The following is a 17,730-nucleotide window of genomic DNA, read 5'->3' on the forward strand; positions in this document are numbered from 1 at the left end:
ACCAGCCCCGCACACACCAGCCCCGAAGGACGCCTAGAGCTGCGACGCCGCCTCGCGGTCGAGGAACCACACGGTGTCGACCTGGCCCTGCACGCCGCGCGCCGGGGTGTCGTGGATCGAGCCGTCGTCGGCCAGTGCCTTGGCGACCGCCTCCGCCTTGCCCTCGCCGCTGGCGATCAGCCAGGTGGAGCGGGTGCGGTTGAGGGCGGAGTAGGTGAAGCTGATGCGCTCGGGCGGGGGCTTGGGGGAGTCCGTCACCGAGACGGCGATCCGGTCCTCGACCGTGAGCTCGGGGCGACCAGGGAACAGGGAGGCGACGTGGCCATCGGGTCCGATGCCGAGCATCACGACCTCGAACTCGCCGACCCCGTGCGCGTGCACGGTCTCCTCGAACGCCAACGCCGCGGCCTCGACGTCGTCGTAGGCGTCGCTGGCCGGCATCTCGTGCACCTGGGTGGCGCCGACGGCGTCCAGGAAGGCACGGCGGGCCTGGCCGGCGTTGCGGTCGGCGTCGTCGGAGGGCACGAAGCGCTCGTCACCGAACCACACCACGACGCGGGTCCAGTCGACCTCGGAGCCGGGGGAGAGCCGCGCCAGCTCGCGGTGGAGCGCCTCGGCGATGGTGCCGCCGGTGAGGGCGATGTGCGGCTCACGCCCGGCCTCCTGGGCGTCCGCGAGGCGCGAGAGCAGCTCGCCGGCGACCGCGGTGGCCAGGGCGGCGGAGTCGGGGTGGACCTCGACCAGCGGGGCGCTCACGACGCCTGCGCCTTCCGCAGCCGCTTGGTGACGTCGGCGTAGACGTCGTCCTCGTCGAGGCGCCGCAGCTCCTCGGCGAGCAGCTCGGGCAGGCTGCGTCGCTTCAGCGCGATCGGCCGGTCCGGCTTGCCGGGCGACTCGTACGTCGCCAGCTTGCCGTCAGGGCGGCTGATCCGGATCGGTCCCTGGGTGGTCTCGAGGACCACCTCGGTGATGCCCGGACCCGACGAGGTGGTGCGGTCGACGCTCACGCGCAGCCGCGAGCCCAGCCAGGCGGCCAGCAGGTCGGCGCTGGGGCTGATGCGCTCGGCGGCGACAGAGGCGCCGGTGACCTTCACGTGGTGCTGGTCCAGGGCGGCGGCGAGCAGCGCGCGCCACGGCGTGATGCGGGTCCAGGCCAGGTCGGTGTTGCCCTTGACGTAGGACGTGCACTGCACGTGCAGCGCCTTGCCCTTGGCGCGCGGCGCGGCGGCGGCGTCGGTGATGCGCCGCTGCGCGAGCGCACCGAGCGGGTCGGCGGCGGGGTCGTCGGGGGCCTCGGTGGGCCACCAGACCGCCACGGGAGAGTCGGGCAGCAGCAGCGGCAGCACGACCGAGGCCGCGTGCTTGACGACCTCTCCCTTGAGCCGGATCACCGCGGTCTCGCCGGTCCAGCCGGAGCCGGTGCCGACCTGCGCGTTGATCTCCGCGGCTCCGCGGGCGTCGCCCAGGATCACGCCGAGCGCGCGGGCGGGGTGCTCGTGGGAGGCCTCGCGGGCGGCCTTCATGGCCGCCTCGGCGTCGTCCTCCGGCACGACGATGACCAGCGTCATCACCATGCCCATGGCGGGACTGCCGGCCTTGACCCGGCCGCGCACGAACTCCGCGGCGATCTTCGAGGATGTGGTGTTGGTGAGCTCGATCATGGTTACGGCCTCCTCCAGACGCGTCCGTCGCGGGCCAGCATCTTGTCCGCCGACTCCGGTCCCCAGGTGCCGGAGCCGTACTGGTCCGGCTTCCCCTTGCGCTCCCACGCCTGCAGGATCGGGTCGAGGATCTTCCAGGAGAGCTCGACCTCCTCGTGGCGCGGGAACAGCGGCGGGTCGCCGAGCAGGACGTCCAGGATCAGCCGCTCGTAGGCCTCCGGGCTGTCCTCGGTGAACGAGCCGCCGTAGGCGAAGTCCATGTTGACGTCGCGGATCTCCATCGCGGTGCCGGGCACCTTGGAGCCGAAGCGCAGCGTCATGCCCTCGTCGGGCTGGATCCGGATGACCAGCGCGTTCTGCGTGAGCTCCTCGACCGAGGAGGCGCTGAACGGCTGGTGCGGGGCCCGCTTGAAGACGACGGCGACCTCGGTGACGCGACGCCCCAGGCGCTTGCCGGTGCGCAGGTAGAACGGCACCCCGGCCCAGCGCCGGTTGTCGACGTGGAGCGTGATGGCGGCGTAGGTCTCGGTCGTCGACCGGGCGCCGATGCCCTCCTCCTCGAGGAACGACGCGACCTTCTCCCCGCCAGCCCAGCCGGCGGCGTACTGGCCGCGGGCGGTCGTGAGGTCGAGGCGGCGGGGGAGCGTGATGCTCGAGAGCAGCTTCTGCTTCTCGATGCGCAGGCTCTCCGCGTCGAACGACGTCGGCTCCTCCATCGCCACCAGCGACATCAGCTGCAGGAGGTGGTTCTGGATGACGTCGCGCGCGGCGCCGATGCCGTCGTAGTAGCCGGCCCGGCCGCCGATGCCGACGTCCTCGGCCATGGTGATCTGCACGTGGTCGACGTAGTTGTTGTTCCAGAGCGGCTCGAACATCGTGTTGGCGAAGCGCGTCGCCAGGATGTTCTGCACCGTCTCCTTGCCGAGGTAGTGGTCGATGCGGAAGATCGACCCGGACTCGAAGACCTCCGCCAGCGTGGAGTTGAGCTCGATCGCCGACTCCAGGTCGTGCCCGAACGGCTTCTCCACGACCACGCGCCGCCAGGAGTCCTCGCGGGGGTCGGCGAGGCCGTGCTCCTTGAGCTGGCCGACGACGTCGCCGAAGAAGCCCGGCGGGATCGCGAGGTAGAACGCGTGGTTGCCCTCGGTGCCGCGGGTGCGGTCGAGCTCCTCGATGGTCTGGCGCAGCTGCTCGAAGGCCTCGTCGTCGTCGAAGTCGCCCTGGACGAACCGGAAGCCCTCGGAGAGCTGCTTCCAGACCTCCTCGCGGAACTCCGTGCGGGCGTAGGCCTTCACCGAGTCGTGCACGATCTGGGCGAAGTCCTGGTCGGCCCAGTCGCGCCGCGCGAAGCCGACGAGGCTGAAGCCGGGAGGCAGCAGACCGCGGTTGGCGAGGTCGTAGATCGCCGGCATGATCTTCTTGCGCGACAGGTCGCCGGTGACGCCGAACAGCACCATGCCGCACGGCCCCGCGATGCGCGGGAGGCGGCGGTCGCGGACGTCGCGCAGCGGGTTGACGTAGGTCATGCGAGCACTCCCTGGATCGCCTCGAGGTCAGCGGGGGAGCTGACGTGGAGCCGCAGGACCGGGCGGCCCTTGTCGGCGAGCACCTGGCCGTCGCCCACTGCCTGGGCCGTCAGGAACTCGTGGAACGTGAACGGCCGGTCGGGCACCGCGAGGTCGGCCTCGGGCTGGCCGGTCACCTGCAGGTAGACGCCCGTCGCGGGGCCGCCCTTGTGGTACTGGCCCGTGGAGTGCAGGAAGCGCGGGCCCCAGCCGAAGGTGACCGGGCGTCCGGTGCGCTGCGCGAGCGTCCGTCGTACGCCGGAAAGCGCGGCGTCGCGGTGGCGGTCGAGGTAGGCCTGGACGGCGACGTAGCCGGCGCGGCCGTCCACGGAGCCGAGGAGCGCGTCGACCGCCGCGGCGACGGTGCTGGTGCCCTCGGGCAGCCAGCCGGGGGAGGCGTAGACCGTGACCGCGCCGTCGACGAAGACCGGCGTGGGCTGGTTGCCGCCTCCGTCGAGCATCTCGCGGGCGGCCGCCTTGGCGCTCTCGACGTCGGGCTGGTCGAAGGGGTTGATGCCGATCACGCGGCCGGCGACGGCGGTGGCGTACTCCCAGAGCAGCATCTGGCCGCCCAGCGACGCGTCGACGGTCGCGCCCCAGCCGGAGGCGGGACGCACGTCGTCGAACACGAAGTCGGGGCCGATGGTCACCAGCACCTCGTCGGGCGTGCTCGGCACGAAGTCGGGCGCGTCGAGGGACTCCACGACGACCGGCAGGATGCCCTTGCCGTCCTTGCCCGTGGACTCGGCCACCAGCTGCTCGGCCCAGTCGCCGAAGCCGGCGAACGGCGCACCGGCGTTGGCGAGGACCAGCTTGTCGGCGCCGGCGAGGTTGGCCGCACCGAGCAGGGCGCCGAGACGCAGCCCGGGGTTGTCGACGGAGTCGGCCTCGAGGGCGGGGCGCAGGGCCTCCGCCTGGTCGAGCAGGGCCGAGATGTCGGCGCCGGCGAGACCGCTGGGGACCAGCCCGAAGGCGGTCAGGGCGGAGTAGCGGCCGCCCACCTCGGGGTCGGCCAGGAACACGGGGTAGCCGGCCTCACGGGCCGACCCCTCCAGCGGCGAGCCGGGGTCCGTGACCACGACGATGCGCTCGGCGGGGTCGAGCCCGACGTCGCGGAAGGCCTTCTCGAAGGCGCGCCGCTGGCTGTCGGTCTCGACGGTGCCACCGGACTTCGACGACACCACCACGACGGTCTCGTCGATGCGGCTCTCCAGGGCCGTCCGCACGAAGTCGGGGTCGGAGGAGTCCAGCACGTCCAGGTCGACGCCGAAGGCCTCGCAGATGACCTCGGGGGCCAGTGACGACCCACCCATGCCGCACAGGACGACCCGCGTCAGCCCGAGCTGGGTGAGCTTGACCCGCAGCTCGGTGATCTCCTCGACCAGCGGGCGCGAGCGCTCGGACAGGTCGACCCAGCCCAGGCGCTTCGCGGACTCCTCCTCGGCGGCGGGGCCCCACAACGTGGCGTCGCGACCGGCGATGCCGCTCGCGACGCCGTCGGAGACGAGCGCCTGCACCGTCGCGGCGTACGACGCCTCGTCGGCGTAGCCGAAGAACAGCTCGAAACCGTCCCCCGCGACAGTGTTCCAAGCCGTCTCGGTCATGCGCCCGCCTTCTCCATCTGGCCGCGGACCGTCTCGACGAGTTCGGTCCAGGACTTCTTGAACTTGTCGACGCCCTCGTGCTCGATGGTGAGCAGCACGTCCTCGAAGTCGACGCCCACGGCCTCGAGTCCGTCGAGCACCTTCTGGGACTCCTCGACGCGGCCGGTGACCTGGTCGCCGGTCACCTCGCCGTGGTCGGCGAAGGCGTCCATCGTCTTCTCGGGCATGGTGTTGACGGTGCCGTCGACGACCAGCTCGGTGACGTAGAGGGTGTCCGGGTAGTCGGGGTTCTTGACCCCGGTCGAGGCCCACAGCGGTCGCTGCGTGCGGGCGCCGGAGTCGGCCAGCGACTGCCAGCGCTCGCCGGAGTGCACCTCCTGGTAGGCGGCGTAGGCCAGGCGGGCGTTGGCGATCGCGGCCTTGCCCTTGAGGGCCGTGGCCTCGTCGGTGCCGATCTTGTCGAGGCGGCTGTCCACCTCGGTGTCGACCCGAGAGACGAAGAACGAGGCCACCGACTGGATGGTCGCCAGCTCGATGCCCGCGTCACGGGCCTGCTCGAGACCGGTGAGGTAGGCATCCATGACCTCGCGGTAGCGCTCGAGGCTGAAGATCAGCGTGACGTTGACGCTGATGCCGTGTGCGATCGCGTGGGTGATCGCCGGCAGACCCTCCTTGGTGGCGGGGATCTTGATCAGGGCGTTGGACCGGTCGACGGCCTTCCACAGCGCCTCGGCCGAACCGATCGTGCCCTCGGTGTCGTTGGCGAGGTCGGGCTCGACCTCGATCGAGACCCGGCCGTCCGACGGGCTGCCGTCGGCGACGGTCTTGAGGATGTCGCAGGCGTTGCGGACGTCCTCCGTGGTGAGCTCGAAGATCACCTTGTCGACGTCGGCGCCGTCGGCGACCAGCCGCTTGACCTGGTCGTCGTAGCGCTCGCCGTCGGCGATCGCGCCCGCGAAGATCGTCGGGTTGGTGGTCACGCCCACCACCGACCTCTCCTTGACGAGCTCGGCGAGGTTGCCGCTCTCGATGCGCTCGCGCGACAGGTCGTCGAGCCAGATGGACACCCCGGCGTCCGCCAGGGCCTTCAGTCGGTCAGTCATGGGTCTCTCCGCTCGTCGGTGGTGCTGGAGGCCGTCCGGGGTCAGCCCGTGACGGTCCGGATGCTGTCGCGGGCCAGGTCGGCCATGGCCTGGCCGGTGATGCCGTACTCGGTGTAGATGCGCTGGAAGTCGGCCGAGGCGCCGTAGGTGTCGATCGAGAGGATCTGGCCGTGGTCGCCGACCCACTCGCGCCAGCCCTGCTTGACGCCGGCCTCGACCGAGACCCGCGCCTTGACGGTCGGCGGGATCACGGTCTCGCGGTAGGCGGCGTCCTGCTCCTCGAACCACTCGATGCAGGGCATCGACACCACGCGGGCGCGGATGCCGTCGGCGGCGAGGATCTCCCGGGCGGCGACCGCCACCTGGACCTCCGAGCCGGTGCCGATCAGCACGACGTCGGGCTGGCCGCCCTCGAGCTCCGCGGGGCTGTCGAGGAGCACGTAGCCGCCGCGGTGGACGTCCTTCGTGTCGGCGTAGCCCTCCTCGCCGCGCGGGAAGACCGGGAGGTTCTGGCGCGAGAGCACCAGCCCGTGCGGCTTGTCGGCACGCTCCAGGATCGTCTTCCAGACGGCGGAGGTCTCGTTGGCATCGGCCGGTCGGACGACGTTGAGGCCCGGGATGGCGCGCAGAGCCGCGAGGTGCTCGATCGGCTGGTGGGTCGGTCCGTCCTCGCCCAGGCCGATGGAGTCGTGGGTCCAGACGTAGGTGACGGGGAGACCCATCAGCGCCGCCAGGCGCACCGCGCCGCGCATGTAGTCGGAGAACGTCAGGAACGTGCCCCCGAAGACGCGGGTGCCGCCGTGCAGCGTGATGCCGTTCATGATCGAGCCCATGCCGTGCTCGCGGATGCCGAAGTGCAGCACGCGCCCGGCCATCGGGTCGCCGGTCCACTGGTCGGTGGAGCGCGACTTGGGGATGAACGACGGCGCGTCCTCGATGGTCGTGTTGTTCGACTCCGCGAGGTCGGCCGAGCCGCCCCAGAGCTCGGGGATCCGGCCGGCGAGCGCGTTGATCGCGGCGCCGGAGGCTTTGCGGGTCGCCATGCCCTTGGGGTCGGCGGGGAACGTCGGCAGGTCGTCGGCCCAGCCGTCGGGCAGGGTGCGGGTCTGCAGCCGCTCGAAGAGGGCGACGTCCGCGGACTTCTTCGACGTCCAGCGCTGGAAATCCTCGTCCCAGGCGGCCTGCTCGGCGCGGCCGCGCTCGACCAGGGACCGCGTGTGGGCCAGGACCTCGGGCGGGACCTCGAACTTCAGCGCCGGGTCGAACCCGAGGATCTCCTTGGTGGCCGCCACCTCCTCGTCGCCGAGCGCGGAGCCGTGGGACTTGCCGGTTCCCTGGGCGGTCGGGGCGGGCCAGGCGATGACCGTGCGGAGCACGATCAGGCTGGGCTGGTCGGTGACCTCGCCGGCAGCCTGGATCGCCCGGTGCAGCTCCGGGACGTCCTCGACGTACGTGGTGGCGTCCTGGGTCCAGTCGACGGTCTGGACGTGCCAGCCGTAGGCCTCGTAGCGCTTGCCGACGTCCTCGGTGAAGGCCACGTCGGTGTCGCCCTCGATGGAGATCCGGTTGGCGTCGTAGATGACGGTCAGGTTGCCGAGCTGCTGGGTGCCGGCGATCGAGGAGGCCTCGGCGCTGACGCCCTCCTCCAGGTCGCCGTCGGAGCAGATCGCGTAGATGTGGTGGTCGAAGGGGGAGCCGCCCTCAGGGGCCTGGGGGTCCAGCAGGCCCCGCTCGCGGCGGGCGGCCATGGCCATGCCGACCGCGTTGCCGACGCCCTGGCCCAGCGGGCCCGTCGTGGTCTCGACACCGGCGGTGTGGCCGTGCTCGGGGTGACCCGGGGTCTTGCTGCCCCAGGTGCGCAGCGCCATGAGGTCCTCGATCTCGAGGCCCCAGCCGCCGAGGAACAGCTGTGTGTAGAGCGTGATCGAGCTGTGGCCCGCCGACAGCACGAAGCGGTCGCGACCCGGCCACGCCGGATCGGCGGGGTTGTGGCGCATCACCTTCTGGAAGAGCAGGTAGGCCGCGGGGGCCAGGCTCATGGCCGTGCCAGGGTGGCCGTTGCCCACCTTCTGCACCGCGTCCATGGCGAGCACCCGAGCGGTGTCCACCGCCTTGTCGTCGATCTCGGTCCAGTCCAGCTTCGTGCGAGTCGTCACGTCGGTCCTCTCCGTGGGGTTGCGCCGTTCCGAGCCTACTCAGGGGACGAGATAGACTCGCACTCGCACCGGTTGCCCGAAGCAGCCTTCTCCATTCCTGAGGACCTCCGTGACCTACGTCGGCCAGACGCATGCGGCTGCGCAGCAGCCCGAGCGTGAGGGCGAGACCGGGCGACCGTCGTTCAAGGACGTCGTCGCCGCCTACGTCGGGCTGACCAAGCCGCGAGTCATCGAGCTGCTCCTGCTCACGACGGTGCCGGTGATGTTCTTCGCCGACCGGGGCGTGCCCGAGCTCGGTCTGGTGCTCGCCACCGTCGTCGGCGGGACGCTCTCGGCCGGCTCCGCGTCGGCGTTCAACTGCGTCTACGACCGCGACATCGACGAGCAGATGCGTCGTACCCGGCGCCGAGCCCTGCCGCGCCACATCGTCACCCCGCTCTCGGCACTGCTCTTCGCCACCGTGCTCGCCGTGCTGTCGACCGTGGTGCTGGCGCTGTGGGTCAACACCCTCTCGGCCGTCCTCGCGCTCGTGGCCAACGCGTTCTACGTCCTCGTCTACACGATGGTGCTCAAGCGCCGCACGACGCAGAACATCGTCTGGGGCGGCCTCGCCGGCTGCTTCCCGGCGCTCATCGGGTGGACCGCCGTCACCGGCGAGCTGTCGTGGGTGCCGGTCATCCTCTTCGCCGTCGTCTTCTTCTGGACGCCGCCCCACACGTGGGCGCTGGCGCTGCGCTACCGCGAGGACTACGCCAACGTCGACGTGCCGATGCTGCCGGTGGTCGTCCCGGCCCGCGAGGTCGGCCGTCAGATCGTCCTCTACAGCTGGGTGATGGTCGCGACGTCGCTGCTGCTGTGGCCGGTCGCCGGCACCGGCCCGTTCTACCCCGTCGCGGCCGCCGTGCTGGGCGCCGTGTTCCTCGTCGAGGCTCACAAGCTGATGCGCCGCGCACGCGGCACCGAGGACCTCAGCGAGATCCAGCCGATGCGGCTGTTCCACCACTCGAACCTCTACCTCTCGCTGCTCTTCGTCGCCGTCGCGCTGGACCCGCTGCTCAAGATCTGAGGTGAGGGCGCCGGTGGCGCCCGGCCCACGCCGTGACTACCGTGCTGGGGTGGATCTCTTTCGCACGAAGTCCGTCGAGCAGTCGATCGCCGAGACCGACGAGCCGGAGCACCGGCTCAAGAAGGATCTCGGCGTCCTGGACCTGCTGATCTTCGGCGTGGGCGTCATCGTCGGCGCCGGCATCTTCGTGGTGACCGGGACCGTCGCCAAGACCAACTCCGGCCCGGCGATCACCATCTCCTTCGCCATCGCCGGCCTGGCCTGCGCGCTGGCGGCGCTCTGCTACGCGGAGTTCGCCTCGACCCTGCCGGTCGCCGGCAGCGCCTACACGTTCAGCTACGCCTCCTTCGGCGAGCTGCTGGCGTGGATCATCGGCTGGGACCTGGCGCTGGAGTTCACGATCGGTGCCGCCGCGCTCAGCACGAGCTTCTCGGGGTACTTCCAGGAGGTCTTCGCCGGCACGTTCCTCGAGGTGCCGAGCTCCCTCGGCTCCGCCGGGGACGGGGTGGTCGACCTGCCGGCGGTCGTGATCTCGCTGCTGGTGACCGCCATCCTGATCGGCGGCATCAAGCTGTCGAGCAGGATCAACCAGGTGATCGTCGCGATCAAGCTGCTCGTCATCGCCGCGGTCATCGTCTTCGGCGTCGGGCACATCTCCGGCGACAACTACACGCCGTTCATCCCGCCGTCGGAGCCCACGCCCGATGCCCAGGGCGGCTTCCTCGACCACACCCTGATCAGCTCGCTGCTGGGCATCGACCCGGCGGTCTACGGCCTGGCCGGCGTCATCGCCGGAGCCTCGATCGTGTTCTTCGCGTTCATCGGCTTCGACGTCGTGGCCACCACCGCCGAGGAGACCAAGAACCCCCAGCGCGACGTGCCGCGCGGGATCCTCGGGTCGTTGGTCATCGTGACCCTGCTCTACATGGCCGTCAGCCTGGTCCTCACCGGAATGCGGAGCTTTCGCGACATCGAGGAGGGCGACCCGGCCCCGCTCGCGACCGCCTTCGACGCGGTCGGCCTGGACTTCATGGGCCGGCTGATCTCGATCGGCGCCTGCATCGGCCTGATCGTGGTCGTCATGATCCTGATGCTCGGCCAGACGCGGGTCGCCTTCGCGATGGCACGCGACGGCCTGCTGCCGAAGAGCCTGGCGAAGGTGCACCCGCGCTTCGGCACGCCGTACGTGATCACGGTCATCACGGGCGTGGCCGTGGCTCTGATCGGCGGGCTCGTCGACCTCGCCGTGCTGGTCAACCTGGTCAGCATCGGCACGCTGTTCGCGTTCATCCTGGTCAGCGTCGGCGTCGTCATCCTGCGCCGCAGCCGCCCCGACCTGCACCGCGGCTTCCGCACACCGGCGGTCTACGTCGTCGCCACCGCGTCGGTGCTGCTGTGCCTCTACCTGATGCTCAACCTGACCGGCGGCACCTGGGTGCGCTTCCTGGTCTGGATGGCCATCGGCCTCGTCGTCTACGCGGTCTACGGCTACCGGCACTCGCGGCTCGGGCTCGCGGAGTCCGGGCGCGCGGAGCAGCCGGGGGAGTCCGTCACCTGAACATGGCCGCGGCCTCCGCGAGGCCGGTGACCTCCACGGCGACGTACGGCGTGCTCGCAGCCCAGCGGTCGGCGGTGAGACGGAGTCGGTCGGAGACGAGCACCTCGTCGCCGCGCCGGTCACGGGAGATGCCGTCGGACTGATAGCCGAGCCGGCGGGAGACGCCCTGCGACGCGTGGTTGTCCGGGAAGACCTCGGTGGTCGCGTCCGTGGCGCCGAGGTGGTCGAAGGCGAGCGTCAGGAGCGCGGCGCGGGCCTCGGTGCCGTAGCCCAGTCCCTGGTGCGCGAGCCCGAGCCAGGAGGACGTCGAGACCTCACGCGTGACGACGAAGTCCCGTGCTCGCAGGGTGGCGACCCCGAGAGCCGGCCCGGTGTGGAGGAAGACCCCGAGGCCGAGGTGCCACTCCTCCGGAGTCCAGGACGCCAGCTCGTCCCAGTGCCCCTGGAGTACGGAGCGCGCCCGCTCCTCCGGAGTCCCCTCGGTCCAGGGGGTCAGGAACGGACGCTCGTCAGGCCCGTGGACGCCGCGCGCCGCGAGGCGCGCCAGGTCACCGATCTCCGCCTCCGAGGGCAGCCGCAGGACCAGGCGCGGCGTCGTGAGCGTGAGGGCGTACGTAGGCCACAGGTCGGCGAGCATGCTCCGCATCCTTCCTCGCCTCGTGCCCCGAGCGCACGGGAGTTGGATGACGGGGAGGTCTGGTTGATCACGTCGGCGCCGGGCGTGATCACGTGGCCCGGCAGGATCGTGGTGATGCGGATCCCGACGGGCGCGCGCTCGGTGGCCAGCGCCTTGCTGTAAGCGTTGAGCGCGGCGCGACGCCCTCGCGGCCCGCTCGCTCGCCACGGTCGAGTCGCTGGCACCGGGGGCTGGAGGCGCTCGCGAAGGCGGTGGTCGACCCGGCGACCCTGAACCGCATCGCCACCGCGCCGCCGTGGACAACATCGCCCTCGACACGACTCGCGAGACAGGTCGCGCGCCCTCTCTCGGCTAAGGGAGAGCGGGTTCTCCACAGGGCTCGCTTCGGCGCTCGACGGGTGTCGGTGGTCGGGTCTATGGTCGAACACATGTTCGAGTCACTCATGCGGCAGGTCCGAGAAGCGCGGTCCGCGCTCGCCGCCTGCCCGAGCGACATGGACGATGCCGAGCGGGTCGATCTCCTGCGGGAGCTGGAGGACCTCAAGTGCGCGGCGTCGGCCGCGCAGACGGTCACCGCGGTGGAGCTGGAGGCCTCGCAGCGTGCGGCGCAGATCGAGGCCGGTGTCCGTCCGAGCCGGGTGGGGGAGGGCATCGCGGCGCAGATAGGCCTGGCCCGTCGCGAGTCGCCCCACCAGGCCGCGCGGCTGCTGGGCCTGGGCAAGGTCCTGACCCGCGAGATGCCCCACACGCTGCGCCTCATGCAGCAAGGCCGCCTGTCGGAGTGGCGGGCCACGATCCTGGCCCGCGAGACCGCCTGCCTGTCGCTGGAGCACCGCGCCGAGGTCGACGCCCGGCTGTGTGCCAGTGGTGACGCCGCGACGATGAGCGACCAGGGCCTGACCCGCGCCGCGAGGAAGCTCGCGTGCGAGCTCGACCCGGCCGCGGTCGCCGAGCGTGCCCGTCGCGCGGAGACCGAGCGGCACGTCTCGCTGCGGCCCGCGCCGGACACGATGTGCTGGATCCGGGTCCTGCTCCCGGTCAAGCAGGCGGTGTGGGTCTACGCGGTCCTGCTCACGATCGCCAAGACCGCCCGCGCCCAGGGCGACCCCCGCTCCCAGGGGGAGCTCATGGCCGACACCCTGGTCGAGCGCGTCACCGGCGAGTCCACCGAGGCGGCGCCGAAGGTCGAGGTCAAGCTGGTCATGAGCGACACCTCCTTCTTCGGCACCTCCCAGGACGCCGCCCACGTCGAGGGCTACGGCCCGGTGCCGGCACCATGGGCACGGGCATTCGTCAAGGACGCCGCCACCCAAGCCAGGCTCTGGGTCCGGCGGCTCTACGTTCTGCCGAGCACCGGTGAGCTGATCGCGATGGACTCCCGCGCCCGCTGCGCCCCGGCCGGGTTAGCCGACTTCGTGGCCACCCGTGACCTGGGCCTGTGCCGCACCCCGTGGTGCGGCGCCCCGATCCGTGAGTCCGACCACGTCGAGGCCTACGAGCACGGCGGCCCCACGGCCTCCTACAACCTGCAGGGCCTCTGCCGGCGCTGCAACCTCGTCAAGCAGGCCCTCGGGTGGCGCGCGGCCCAGGTCTTCAGCCTCTGGCGCCACACCGTCGAGACGATCACCCCGACCGGTCACCGATATCGCTCCCGCGCACCCGCCCCACCCGGCCACGTCGAGATCTACACCTACGGCGAACGACTCGAGCTCGAACTCACCGCCTAACGTCGCATCAGACGCACCGCGCGTCTGGCGCAGCGAGTGCGGGCTGATGTGTCGCGGGATCGCTGCGGCCCGGGCGATGCGCTGGACCATCCCCGGCATGCCTCGAGCACCCGCAGGACCGGGACGGTGATCGGCATCGTGGCGGGTTTGTTGCCCTTGCCTACTAGGTGAAGGACGCGGACCGCCTTCGGTCAACGAGCGGATGTAGAGCTCGACGTGCGCGCGCTCTACGCCGATCAGCGCGTCGATCCCGCTGGTCTCGCACCAGGCGAACCACCGTCGCAACTGGTAGACGTACAGGTGGTGGGTCGGTCCGGAGCAACGGGCAGGGAACGAGACGGCGGCAAGTTGAGCGGGCGTCATGGAGGCTGGCTGGAACGGCATCAGCTCTCTGAGAGCGTAGTGGCTGGTCAGGGGGTACTCCGCGGCGATGTCGGCATGACCTGCCGTGCTCGCCGTCGACGCGACGAGGTCAGAGGCGCGCTGGAAGTCGCGCACCAGGATCGGCAACGGGACGTCGCTCCCGCTAGCTGATCGGGTGGTCGTGCACTGCCGATGAGAGGTGCACGCCGTTCAGCTCCAGGTAAAGCTGCCGCTCCGTGACGGTGAGCGTGATCGTGTTGCGGCGCTCCATCGTGTCCACCGCTGAATCGATGAACCCGGGATCGAAGTTGTGCAGCACGATCTCGGCGGCGCGGTGGATCCTCGCCCCTGCCCACTGCGCGAGCACCTTGGCCGGGTCGCGGTGCGTGTAGATCGTCGTGCGCTCGGCAGCCTTGCTGCCCGTGTGAAGCCGCGCGGCATCCGGTGCGCCGACCTCGATCCAGGCGAGCAGCTTCCCGCTCAGGTCACGCACCAGCACCGCCGGGGCGTCGGTCGCCGAGATGCCCTCGCTGAATGCGATGCCCTCTTCGTGCTCGAGACAGTAGGCGAGCACGCGCGTCACGAGGTACGCCTCGGTCTCTGACGGATGCCGCGCCGCGCGCAGCGTGAACTCCTCGTAGACGCCGCGATCGGTGTCGGCCAACTCGACTTCAAACGTGTGCATCGTCGCGCCGGCCGCCATGGGGCTCAGCCTAGTCCGGGAACGGGTACCTCTCGCGTCGTCATCACCGTCGCCTGATCGCGGCGGAATGCCCTGGGTAGTCGGCGCCAGACACCAGGACGCCTCGAGCTTGAGGTGGTGCCCTCAGATCAGAAGACATCAGCGAGTCGTCGCCGCACGACGCGGCGCCGGAGCGTGGGGGAGGCATGCACCTCGTAGCCGGCTTCGAGGAAGACCTGCAGCAGCCCCACCGACGCCTCGTCCCAGATCACCTGCTTGCCGGGCGGCGGCTCGATCGGGTAGCCCTCGAGGATGCGGGCGCCGACCTGGGCGCCGTACTCGACGGTGGCGTTGGCGAGCTCGTAGGTTAGTCCCACCTGGCGCCAGCCCTTGCGGACGACGAAGCAGGTGACCGACCAGACGCCTGGCAGCTCCGGGTCCATCCGCATCCAGGGTTGCTTGCGGCTCCACAGGCGCGGGTAGTTCTCCCGGGGCTCGACGGCGACCCAGCCGGCAGCCTCGCCGTCGACGTAGCCGATCAAGCCGGACGTCGGCCCCAGAGTGCCGCACGCTGTCTGCTCGAGCAGCGCGACGTCGCGCTCCTCCTGGGTGGTGTCGCGCCAGATCCATCCCGGCACCTTCATCGCCTGGCAGCGGCACTTGCGGGCGCCGCTGGTGGCGAACACCGCCTCGACGTCCTCGACCGTTGCTTGGTTGGCGGGGAGCCAGGTGAACTCGGGCATGGTGCGACCCTAGGACCACCGCTCCCCGTGCAGAGCGCTCTCTCTCTTTGATCCGCCGAAGTCGTGGGGCTAGCGCTTCCTGACCCGGAAGGTCAGGACCTTGGGCCTGGACACGAGCCCGGTGGTTCCGGTGACGGTGATCGTCGCCCTGTAGGTGCCCGGCACGAGCTTCTTGGTGCGGTAGGCGATCGCGGTCCTGCCCGCCGACTGCGTGCTGCTCAGCGTCGTGACCACCCGGGTGTAGGTGCACTTCTTCTTCGCCTTGTTCTTGGCGGTCTTCGGCTTGCAGACACCCGCGACCATCCGGCCGACAGTGGGCTTGCCGACCAGGACCCGCGTGACCCCACGAGCCGAGGACGTCACCGAGAACGTGACGCGCTTCCCCCTGGCGACGGACTTGGGGGCGACGCCAGCCGCCCTGATGACGGGAGCGGCGGTTGCGGGCGGAGTGGTGGGCGGGACGTCGAAGTGGGCTCTGACGATCTTGTCTGCGTCCATCGTGACGACGCAGGGGTTGGCGCTGCCCGTGCAGCCACCGGTCCAGTACGAGAAGGTCGATCCGGGGTCCGGCGTCGCGGTCAGGGTGACGACCTCACCGTCGTCGTACGTCGATTCGCAGGAGGACCAGCAAGGAAACGCGCCATCGGCCCCCTGGACGCTGCTGCCGCCCAGTATCTGGACCTTCAGACTGCGGGGCCGGCGGAACCTGGGTGTCACGATGGTGCCGCCGTCCTTGACGGTGACCTCGCACTCCGGGTCCGTGCCGCAGTCGACGTCGTCACCCCACCCCAGGAGCTCCGAGTCGCTGTCCGGTGTCGCGGTCAGGACGACGACGGCACCGACGGGCACGTCGGAGTCGGTGCAGGTCGTGCCGCAGTCGATGCCCGGCAGGTCGCTCGTGACCGTCCCGGTCCCGGTGCCGGTCTTGACGACGGAGAGGGGCGCGTGGTTGACCGTCCCGGCGACAAGCTCGCCGGTGACGTCGGCGGCGAGGCAGAACGTCGTGCCGGCGCAGGCCACGCCCTGGTACGTGGTGGGCCGCCGGCCCGACGCCTGTGCGACCGCACCATTCCACCATTCCTCATCCAGCCCGGGGGCCTGGGCGATGAGGTATCCGGAGGAGACCGCCACGCAGACGTCGTCCGCACTGCAGTCGATGTCGAAGATCCGTGAGCGCGCGGTGTCCTGGGGGAAGCCGGCGACCGGCACCTCGTACCAGTCGTTGAGGTCCTCGGAGGGGTTCAGCCGCCACAGGTGGCCGCCCGCGTCACCGACGAGACAGCGGGTGGCGGAGGGGCAAGTCATGGCTCGGGGCGCCCACTCCACGGTGGCGGGCTTGTCGCCTCCGGAGGACCAGCCGTCCGTGGCGGGGTCCGTCGACCGCAGGATGTGACCGCCGTTCGTCACGGCGAAGCACTCGGTCGTCGTGCGGCAGGTCACGACGCTGATCCAGTCGTCCGTGACGATCGGGTCGACGGCCCAGGCTGCGGTGGTCGGCGCCGTGGAGGTGATGATGTCGCCGTCCTGGGTGCCGAGCACGCAGAGAGCGGCCGACGGGCACGACACAGCACCGATGGTCGCGGCGCCCGCGACGTTGCGGACGGTCGCGGTGCGTGCGCCGAAGGGGTCCTCCACGGTGACGACCTCGCCGCCCGTGTAGCCCACGACGCACAGGGAGACGGTCGGGCAGTCGACCTTCTGCGCGGCCCGGCCCGACGGGTTGACCTGGGTCGTCGTCCAGGCGGAGGCGGCCCCGGTGGGGGAGCTGCTCGTGAGCAGGTGGCCGGTGCCGTCGACGGCGACGCACGCCGTGGCCGAGAGGCAGTCGACGTCGGTGAGGCTGTTGAGCTCCTCCCGTACGCCGCCCGTGGTCCAGGTCGCGGTCGAGGCGGCAGCGTCTTCGGTGCTGATCATGCGGCCGTCGGTGGTCCCGACCACGCACGCCGTGCCCCCTCGCACGCAGCCGACGGCGCTCATACCCTCCGGGTGAGTCGTGGTCGGGGTGAAGGACCCTCCGCCGATGCTGCGTCGGGCCGTCGTGCTGGCGGCGTCGATCTCGACGCACAGGCTCGTCGTAGGGCAGTCGAGCTCGCTCGTCGAGTCCGCCGCGCGCCCCACGCAGGTGGTCGGCGTCGAGCACGAGACCGTGACGTGGTGATTCACGGCGTTGGCGATGGACCAGCTGGCGAACGGTGACCCGGGGGAGCTCATCGACTCCATCTCCCCGCCGTGCCCGTCGACGCCCTTGCAGAGCGTGCCGGGCGAGACCGCGCACGAGACGTCGGTGAAAGGCACCTGGTTGAAGTAGTCGCGCACGTCCCAGCTCTGGATCGGGTCCGTGGAGTACCACAGCCCACCGCCGGAAGGTCCCCGTCCCGCGGCGGCGCACAGCGTGGTCGTCGCACACGAGACCGCGGTCAAGGGATGGGGCTGGTCGAGGACGACCCTCCAGGACGACTCGGTCGCGGGCTCGTCCGATCCGTACATCAGGCCGGACTCCGTCGCGGCGAGACAGAACGACGCCGTGGCGCACGCGATGTCGGTGAAGCGCAGCGCGTGGTCGGTGAAACGCTCCGTCCACGGCCCTGCGGTGCCAGGCGCGGTGCGGACGACGCCGTACTGGCTCACCGACGCGCAGAAGCCGGCCGACGGGCACGAGACGCCGGTGACCCGGGCCCTGCTGCTGAACGGCGCCTCGTTCACCACCTGCTGCGACGTGCCCCAGGTGACGGTGTCACCGGTCTCATCGGGAGCCGCAGCCGTGGCCGGCCCGCTCGGCGGGCCGACCAGGATTCCGAGGGTCGCGATGATCACCGCCAGGACCGACAGCAGTGAGACCGACCGCCTCGTTCGACGAGCGAGCAC

Annotated in this window: 13 protein-coding genes; 3 read left to right on the plus strand and 10 right to left on the minus strand. The window is 70.9% G+C overall.

The window, feature by feature from the left end; genetic code table 11:
- Positions 1 to 33 precede the first annotated feature (33 nt).
- Genes pgl through tkt form a run of 6 tightly spaced genes read right to left on the minus strand, consistent with a single transcriptional unit; the run spans position 34 to position 8,017 of the window.
- Positions 34 to 756: a 6-phosphogluconolactonase gene (gene pgl, locus IRQ30_RS02790; RefSeq protein ID WP_193611529.1), complete on the minus strand. Its 723-nt coding sequence runs from the start codon at positions 754 to 756 to the stop codon at positions 34 to 36.
- Positions 753 to 1,661, minus strand: a complete 909-nt coding sequence (locus IRQ30_RS02795; RefSeq protein WP_193607034.1) for a glucose-6-phosphate dehydrogenase assembly protein OpcA — start codon at positions 1,659 to 1,661, stop codon at positions 753 to 755. Before IRQ30_RS02795 ends, pgl begins: the two co-directional genes overlap by 4 nt.
- A 2-nt stretch (positions 1,662 to 1,663) precedes the next feature.
- Complete coding sequence (zwf, locus tag IRQ30_RS02800) at positions 1,664 to 3,187, minus strand: glucose-6-phosphate dehydrogenase (RefSeq protein WP_193607033.1); 1,524 nt, start codon at positions 3,185 to 3,187, stop codon at positions 1,664 to 1,666.
- On the minus strand, positions 3,184 to 4,830 hold the full coding sequence (locus tag IRQ30_RS02805; RefSeq protein WP_193611530.1) for a glucose-6-phosphate isomerase: 1,647 nt from the start codon (positions 4,828 to 4,830) through the stop codon (positions 3,184 to 3,186). The genes zwf and IRQ30_RS02805 overlap by 4 nt, the downstream gene beginning before the upstream one ends.
- A complete protein-coding gene (tal, locus tag IRQ30_RS02810; RefSeq protein WP_193611531.1) occupies positions 4,827 to 5,933 on the minus strand; it encodes a transaldolase in 1,107 nt (368 codons plus the stop codon). Before tal ends, IRQ30_RS02805 begins: the two co-directional genes overlap by 4 nt.
- Positions 5,934 to 5,974: 41 nt before the next feature.
- Complete coding sequence (gene tkt, locus IRQ30_RS02815; protein WP_420827593.1) at positions 5,975 to 8,017, minus strand: transketolase; 2,043 nt, start codon at positions 8,015 to 8,017, stop codon at positions 5,975 to 5,977.
- A gap of 181 nt (positions 8,018 to 8,198) precedes the next feature.
- On the opposite strand from tkt, the gene IRQ30_RS02820 reads away from it, so the two are divergent.
- Positions 8,199 to 9,155 carry a heme o synthase gene (locus tag IRQ30_RS02820; protein ID WP_193607029.1) on the plus strand — a complete coding sequence of 319 codons (957 nt, stop codon included), beginning with the start codon at positions 8,199 to 8,201 and terminating at the stop codon, positions 9,153 to 9,155.
- A 49-nt stretch (positions 9,156 to 9,204) separates the two neighbouring features.
- Positions 9,205 to 10,713: an amino acid permease gene (locus tag IRQ30_RS02825; RefSeq protein WP_193611533.1), complete on the plus strand. Its 1,509-nt coding sequence runs from the start codon at positions 9,205 to 9,207 to the stop codon at positions 10,711 to 10,713.
- Here IRQ30_RS02825 and IRQ30_RS02830 read toward each other — a convergent pair.
- Complete coding sequence (locus tag IRQ30_RS02830; protein WP_193611534.1) at positions 10,706 to 11,350, minus strand: GNAT family N-acetyltransferase; 645 nt, start codon at positions 11,348 to 11,350, stop codon at positions 10,706 to 10,708. The two genes, IRQ30_RS02825 and IRQ30_RS02830, sit on opposite strands and share 8 nt — an antisense overlap.
- A gap of 428 nt (positions 11,351 to 11,778) precedes the next feature.
- Between IRQ30_RS02830 and IRQ30_RS02835 the strand changes: the two genes are divergently transcribed.
- Complete coding sequence (locus IRQ30_RS02835; RefSeq protein ID WP_193611535.1) at positions 11,779 to 13,077, plus strand: HNH endonuclease; 1,299 nt, start codon at positions 11,779 to 11,781, stop codon at positions 13,075 to 13,077.
- A 526-nt stretch (positions 13,078 to 13,603) separates the two neighbouring features.
- Here IRQ30_RS02835 and IRQ30_RS02840 read toward each other — a convergent pair.
- From IRQ30_RS02840 to IRQ30_RS24050, 3 genes are all read right to left on the minus strand, one after another.
- A complete protein-coding gene (locus IRQ30_RS02840) occupies positions 13,604 to 14,143 on the minus strand; it encodes a YaeQ family protein (RefSeq protein WP_193611536.1) in 540 nt (179 codons plus the stop codon).
- Positions 14,144 to 14,271: 128 nt separating this feature from the next.
- Positions 14,272 to 14,865: a GNAT family N-acetyltransferase gene (locus IRQ30_RS02845; RefSeq protein WP_193611537.1), complete on the minus strand. Its 594-nt coding sequence runs from the start codon at positions 14,863 to 14,865 to the stop codon at positions 14,272 to 14,274.
- Positions 14,866 to 14,934: 69 nt separating this feature from the next.
- Positions 14,935 to 17,730 (minus strand): InlB B-repeat-containing protein, encoded by a 2,796-nt coding sequence (locus IRQ30_RS24050; protein WP_193611538.1) that lies wholly within the window; start codon positions 17,728 to 17,730, stop codon positions 14,935 to 14,937.

The sequence above is a fragment of the Nocardioides lijunqiniae genome (assembly GCF_015024225.1).
Taxonomy (GTDB): Bacteria; Actinomycetota; Actinomycetes; order Propionibacteriales; family Nocardioidaceae; genus Nocardioides; species Nocardioides lijunqiniae.